Here is a 2,268-nt window from a genome sequence, read left to right on the forward strand (position 1 = left end):
GTCGACAGTTACGGGATCGGGTCGCTGGATTTCGTGGCTCGGGCTCGCGATCTCGGCCTTGCGATCCTCGGCGATGTCGAATGGAGCCACGGCCCGGCCACCGAGAGACTGATCGGGCTCTGCGACCATCTCATTCTTCCGCTGGGCTTTGCGCGGACCGCCACCGGCCGCCACTCGCCGGCCGAGATACTCGATGCATTGTGGTTGCCGTCGCGGTCCGCCGTGGTTCTGACGGATGGCGGCAGAGGCGTCTTCTATCGCGGACGCGACGAGACAGGGCTCTGGCACCTGCCTCCGCAACGGGTTGCCGTCGTCGACTCGACCGGCGCCGGTGACTGCTTTCATGGCGCCTATGCCCTTGCATTGACGCGCGGGGCCGACACCGCAGGCCGGGTCGCATTCGCGGCCGCGGCGGCGGCCCTTTCGATAACGGGGCGGGGCGGGCGCGAGGCGCTTCCGACCGACGACCAGGTCAAGGAACTCCTGGCATCGACGAACGCGCCGTCGGCAGTCGAACTGAAATATGCGCGGCTTGATACCGGAACATAGCCCGAACTATCCGAGGAAAAATTTCGCAGGTGAACGTAAGCCGAGGACAATCATAAAAATCAGTGGCTTAGACTTGTGGAGGGAGGAATATGGCAGAAGTCGTTCTTGAGAATATCTGCAAGACATACGGGAACAATTTTCACGCAATCGACCAATTGAACCTGTCGGTCAAGGACGGCGAGTTCTTGATTCTCGTCGGGCCGTCCGGCTGTGGCAAATCCACCGCGTTGCGGATGATCGCGGGATTGGAGGACGTCACCAGCGGCAGCCTTCGGATCGGCGGGGTCGACGTCGTCGACATGCCGCCCAAGGACCGCGACATTGCGATGGTCTTCCAGAGCTACGCTCTCTACCCGCATATGACCGTGTTCGAAAACATTGGCTTTTCGATGCGGCTGGCAGGCAAGCCGAAGGCCGAGCGCAAAAAGCGCGTGGACGAGATCGCCAAAACCCTTCAACTGACGTCTCTGCTGGACAGCAAACCCGCGAACCTTTCAGGCGGACAGCGTCAAAGGGTTGCCATGGGCCGCGCCATGGTGCGCGAGCCGGCAGCCTTTCTCATGGACGAACCCCTTTCCAATCTGGACGCGAAACTGCGTGTTCAAATGCGCGCCGAAATCACCAGTCTGCAAAAGCAGCTCGGCGTAACGACCATATATGTGACCCACGACCAAACCGAAGCCATGACGATGGGCGACAGGGTCGCGGTGTTGAAAGGCGGCGTGCTGCAGCAGGTCGACGCACCCAAGAGGCTCTATGAATCGCCGGTGAACGCTTTCGTTGCTGGCTTCATCGGGTCTCCTTCGATGAATCTTTTCGAGGCAACCCTGACGGGCGACGAACTGATGTCCGGCGCCTTGGCCATCCGGCTGCAGGATGCAGCCTTCGTGCGCAGGCCGGGCTTGAGGTCGTATGCGGGGCGCAAGGTCGTGTTCGGGATACGACCGGAGGATCTCTATGACAGCAGTCTCGAATCCGGCCGCAAGTATCAGACGATACCGGCAAAGGTGACCTCGATCGAAGAACTCGGATCCGAACAAATCGTCCATCTCAACATCGACGCGGTCCGGGTGGACTCCGGCGACCCTGACGCGGTGCAGGATTTCGGCCTGGCGTCGAATGCGGTGGCGAAATTCGAACCGGTCAGCACAGTCCGCTCCGGCTCGGAAATCAGCTTGGCCCTGGATGATGCCAAGCTCCATTTCTTCGACCCCGAGACGCATCTGGCAATCTGAATATCAGCGATAAGACCCGCGGGCGAGGGTGAGGCGCCTGCGTAAGAAGACTTCTGAATAATCAGACGATCGGCCGCATTGTGCGGGCGAATATAAAGAAGGAGGAGAAAATGACGTTTCGTATTAAATCCGCGATGCTGAAAATAGCCGCGGCCGCATGGTTGCTTGGCGCAACCGGCGCCATGGCGGATACGACGCTGGAATTCACCCAATGGTGGGAGCCCGAATTGCCGGCTGGCTCGCTCAGGTCAATTATGGACGAGTTCGAGGCGGCAAACCCCGGAATCAAGGTGACGCTGGTCAGCGGCCCCTACGCCACCACGCGAGACCAGATCTCGGTTGGTGCTGCAACCGGAACGCTCAGCGACGTCGTCGGTCTCGACGGCGCCTGGGTGAACAATCTGAATGCGCAGGGCGCACTCGCCGACATGAATTCGATGATGGATGCGAGCGGTTTCGACAAGAGCCAGGTCGCGGATATCAT

Annotated in this window: 3 protein-coding genes; all 3 read left to right on the top strand. The window is 60.3% G+C overall.

Annotated features, from left to right (window positions below; all coding sequences use genetic code 11):
• A partial coding sequence (locus EN994_RS27920; RefSeq protein ID WP_245466101.1) for a PfkB family carbohydrate kinase occupies window positions 1-549 on the top strand: 549 nt, incomplete at its 5' end.
• 89 nt (window positions 550-638) lie between these two features.
• Window positions 639-1,784: an ABC transporter ATP-binding protein gene (locus tag EN994_RS27925; RefSeq protein WP_063167588.1), complete on the top strand. Its 1,146-nt coding sequence runs from the start codon at window positions 639-641 to the stop codon at window positions 1,782-1,784.
• Window positions 1,785-1,894: 110 nt separating this feature from the next.
• Window positions 1,895-2,268, top strand: a 374-nt coding sequence (locus tag EN994_RS27930) for an extracellular solute-binding protein (RefSeq protein ID WP_127307989.1), incomplete at its 3' end; no start/stop codon positions are given.

Origin of the sequence: Mesorhizobium sp. M7A.F.Ca.CA.002.09.1.1 (assembly GCF_003998555.1) — a bacterium.
GTDB classification, from domain to species: Bacteria; Pseudomonadota; Alphaproteobacteria; order Rhizobiales; family Rhizobiaceae; genus Mesorhizobium; species Mesorhizobium ciceri.

Coding starts and splice junctions, on each gene's coding strand:
- EN994_RS27925 (WP_063167588.1), top strand. CDS start 639: ATGGCAGAAGTCGTTCTTGAGAATATCTGCAAGACATACGGGAACAAT.